1 protein-coding gene is annotated in these 5,063 nt (G+C 64.2%); it reads left to right on the forward strand.

The genetic code is table 11. The annotated features are described in order from the left end of the window. Window positions 1-5,063 (forward strand): beta strand repeat-containing protein (locus DKT77_RS04820; protein WP_146204957.1); only part of this gene is annotated, 5,063 nt, incomplete at both ends.

Raw genomic sequence — 5,063 nt, forward strand, 5'->3', positions numbered from 1 at the left:
TGATCGGCGGGCTGGGCGATGACGAATATGTCGGGGGCGTCGGCACCGACACGGCGGTGATCGCCGATGGCGGCGGGGCGGCCGTGACGCTGGGCGACTTCACCGTGACGGGCGCGTCGGTGGACGGCAGCGGCGCGTTCAGCGGCCAGATCGCGGGCCCGGACGGGACCGAAACGCTGTCGGGCATCGAGGTGATCGAGGTCACGAACACCGGCTCGTCCACCTTCCTCGTCTACGACGGCATGTCGATCCAGGCCGCCATCGACGCCGCGAGCCACGGCGACACAATCCTCGTAGGCGCGGGGGACTATTCCGCGGAGGGCAAGATCCTCATCACCGACAAGGCGCTGTCGATTTCGGGCGCGCTTGCCGGTGTTTCGCCGACCGGCGACAACTGGGCGGGACAGGCGCCGGGCAGCGAAACGATCATCGACGGATTCACGCTGACCGGCACGGGCGGGCTGTCGCTGGACGGCGTGCGGCTTCTGGGCACCGGGCCGGAAAGCGGCAACGGTCTGAGCGGCATCCAAGCCTACAGCAGCGGTGATCTCAGTGTGGTCAACTCCGTCATCCAGGTCGACGGATCGGCAGAAGCTGGCCTGTCCTTCAGCCCCGCGGGCATCGATGTGTCGGGCACGAATGGCGACATCACCGTCGACAACGTGCTGTTCACAGCCTTCAAGGCGCCGGCTGATCCAGGTGCGAGCCACACGGAATTCCCTTACGGGATATACCTGAATTACGGCGATGCGGTCACGGCGCGCGACGTGAGCGTGACCAGCAGCAAGTTCGACCTTGGCGGCAGCGGCGGCGATTTCGGCTTCCCGACGGCTATCGCCACCGACGGTCGGACCGGCGACGAGGGCAGCTTCGTCATTCAGTCCAACGCGTTCGAGGATACGGCCCCGCGGTTCGCCATCGGGCATTTCGATTTCTCGGGCCGACTTCAGGACGATGGAAACAACGACCAGGTAACTGCAGGCCCGGTCGATTTCTCGGGCGTTTCGGGCAACACGTTCACCGACACGCTGGGGAGCGACGCCAATACCGGGGTCATCGACAACCGGTCCGGCTTCGTGATCGAGACCGGTCCGAACACCATCGACGGTGTCGCCTATGACAAGGTCGTGGCCGATGTGACCGTCGCCGCCGACACGACCATCTCAAGCACGGCCGACGACGAGTTCATCTCGGGCGATGACGGGCTCGACGTGGTCACGTTCACCGGCAACTTCGCGGATTACACGATCAACGTCGATGCCTCCGGGGCGATCAGTATCACCGACACGCGCTCGGGCGCACCCGATGGCAGCGACACGCTGATCGGCATCGAAGCGCTGCAATTCGCGGACGGCTTTGGCGTGGTCGACGGCATGTCGATCCAGGCGGCGGTGGACGCGGCCAGCGATGGCGACACGATCAATGTGGGCGCGGGGACCTTCCGCGAGCAGGTGGTGATCGACGGACGTAACGACCTGACCATCCGCGGGCAGGGCGACGCGACCTTGATCGAGATGGTCGATACGCCCGTGTTGAACCATGTCTCGGCGACCGATGGGGGAAGCCGAGACCGCGCGGCGGTCGTTACCGTGCGCGACTCGGGCAACATCACAGTTGCTGACGCACGGATCGACGGGCGCGGCCTTGGCGATGCCATGCCGGGCGGCGCGAACCCCGATTTCGAGGGGGTTCTCTACTTCGACGCGTCGGGTGCCATCGACGACCTGACGGTTACCGGCGTCCGGGACACGTTGCAGGGCGATGGAACGCCCAAGGGCAACCAGCGCGGCAATGCCATCGTCGTCATCAACGACGACGGAACGGCCCGTAGCGTGTCCATCACCGACAATAGCACCACCGACTTCCAGAAGAACGGCATCACGATTTCCGGCGATGCGCTGACGGTGACGGTGACTGGCAACATGGTGACCGGGTCCGGCTTTCTGCCTGCATCGAACGCGATCGCGCAGAACGGCATCCAGTTGTCCTTCGGCGCGACGGGCACGATCGATGGGAACACGGTTTCCGAAATCGGATACCAGCGTGGCGATTTCATCACCGCGCATGTTCTTGTTTTCAACGCAGGCGACGGCGCCGAAGTGACAAACAACACGCTGAACGGCACGGCGGATGCCAGCTTCTCGGGCGGTGTTGTTCTCTTCGGTGGCGACAATGCGGTTGTGACAGGCAATACCATCGACAGCATCCTGTTCGGGGTCACGGTTGCGTCGAACGGCGCCGCGAATACGGCAGAGACTCCGACGATTTCCGGCAACGTCTTTACCAACCCGGTGACGTCTATCCTCCCCCTTGTGGGCGGATCGAACCCGGAGGTCTCGGCGGCCTCCGCTGCCAACGGCTCCAATATCGGTGCGTTCCTGTCCGACAACACGCTGGCTGTGACGCTTGACGGTTCCACCGGTGCTGATGAGCTTTTCGGAACCCCGCAAAACGACACGCTGAACGGACTGGATGGCAACGACATTATCGGTGGTGATGGCGGCAATGACACGCTCGACATGGGCGCGGGCAACGACGATGCGACGGGGGGCACCGGCGACGACACCTACGTCTACACCTCCGGCGACGATGTTATCACCGAACTTCCGGGCGAAGGGGCGGACAGCATCACGCTTCCGGCCGGGATCACGCAGGCCGATCTGAGCTTCGCCAACAGCGGTGCAGATCTGGTCATCACGGTGGGCAGCCTCGGGACAATCACTCTGGTCGGCCAGGCCGACCGCAGCGACCGGGTGGAGACGCTGGTGCTTGATGGCGGCGCGACCATCGCCATCAACGAGGTGCCGGACGCCATTGACGACAATCTCGACTTCGGCGGCGGTGCCGCCTTCTCGCTCGAAGATTCATCGCAGTCGATCAACGTCAATGCGTTGCGCGGTAACGATGTCATCTATTCCACCGGCGTGCTCAGCGACCTCGCACTGGTGGCGGTGAACGGGTCCACGGGCCCGACAACCACCGCTGCAGGGGAGTTCACATTCCCGACCGGCCAGTCAGACTTCACAAACGGGTTGCGATTCATCCCGGTGAACGACTTTTTCGGAGAGGTATCGTTCACCTACACCATCGAAGCGCCCAACGGGTTGCAGGATACAGCGACGGTCACCTTTACCGTTCAGAACATCAACGATCCTCCGGTAGCCGTGCCTGCGACGGCGGGCGTGGACGAAAACTCCAGCATCAACCTGACGGACACCCTGCTGGCGGGTTTCGTCAGCGACGTGGACAACGACTTCGCTGCGGGCGTGATCGACACGCTCAGTATCACCAACATAACCGCGCCCGTTGCGGGGTCGCTGACCACGGACGTGTCGGGTGACTATGTCTTCGACGCCGCGGGCGCGTTCGAGGGGCTGGACGACGGCGAGAGTGCGACCGAAACGCTGACCTACACGGTCGATGACGGCAATGGCGCGACCGCAACGAACACTATCACGATCACGATTGATGGCGTGAACGACGCGCCGGAAGTACTCGACCAGAGCTTCACGGCGGACGAGAACCAGACGAGTGTCGGCACGGTTGCGGCCACCGACGTCGACGTGGAGACGTTGACTTATTCGTTGGCGTCCGGTGGCGACAACGACCTGTTCTCCATCGACGCGAGCACGGGCGAGCTGACCTTCAACACCGCGCCGAACTTTGAGGATCCGCAGGACGCGGGCGGCGACAACACCTATGACCTGACCGTGACGGTGGATGACGGCGATGTCACCGAAACGGCGGCGATCACCGTGGCGGTGGCGGATGTCAACGACGCGCCCGTCGCGGCGGATGACACGGCGACCACGGATGAAGACAACCCCGTTTCGGGCAATGTCATCACCGGACCGGGCACCGATACGGACGAAGACACTCTGCCATCGCCGGATACGCTGTCGGTGATTTATGTGGACGGCTCGACGGTCACGAGCGGCGGTTCAGTGACCGTGGCCGGCAGCAACGGCGGTAGCTTCACCGTCAGTTCCGATGGCAGCTACGACTTCGATCCTGGCGGTGATTTCAATGACATGGCGGTCGGGGATGCCGACAAGACGACATCGGTGGAATACACCGTGTCCGATGGCGAAGGCGGCACTGACACGGCCATCCTGACCGTGACCGTGACGGCGGTGAACGACACCCCGACGGCGGGCGACGACAGCGGCGCGGGTTTCGGCACCGACGAGGACACGGCCTTCACCACCGGCAACGTGCTGGACAACGACACCGATCCTGACACGAACGATACGCTGTCGGTATCCGCGTTCGACACCACCGGCACGCAGGGCACGGTGACCGACAATGGCAACGGGACGTTCGGGTATGACCCGAACGGGCAGTTCGAAAGCCTCGGTCAGGGTGCGACCGCGACCGACACGTTCTCCTACACCGCCAGCGACGCCAACGGCGGCACCAACACGGCGACCGTCACCATCGAGATCACCGGCGTGAACGACGGGCCGACGGCGGTGGCGGATTCGGACACGACGGGCGAAGATGGCCCTGCCCTGACCGGCGGCAACGTACTGGCCAACGACACCGACCCGGACACGGGCGACACCAAGACGGTCATCGGCGTCGGCGCCGCCACAGGCAATGTGGGTACCATCGTCACTGGCTCGAACGGCGGTGACTTCACCATCGACGCGAACGGCGACTGGAGCTTCGATCCGGCGGGCGCGTTCGAGGATCTCGACGACGGAGAGGACCGCGTCACCGAGGTCAGCTACACCATGGAGGACAGCCAGGGCGCGACCTCCACCACCACGCTGAGCGTGACGGTCAATGGCGCCAACGATCCGGCCACGGGGGGGACTCCGTCCGCCGCCTATACCGAGGATGACACCGGCCGCACCATCGACCTGCTGGCCGGCTCGAACGACGTGGATGGCGACGCGCTGACCGTGAACAATGTGACCGTGACGGCGCCGGATAGCCGGACGGTGACCTTCAGTGTCAGCCCGGCGGGCGTCCTGACGCTGGATGACGGCCAGTTCGAGGATCTGGACGAAGGCGATCTGTTCGAACTGACGATCGACTACAACATCAACGACGGCACG

Origin of the sequence: Meridianimarinicoccus roseus, from assembly GCF_003172915.1 — a bacterium.
GTDB classification, from domain to species: domain Bacteria; phylum Pseudomonadota; class Alphaproteobacteria; order Rhodobacterales; family Rhodobacteraceae; genus Meridianimarinicoccus; species Meridianimarinicoccus roseus.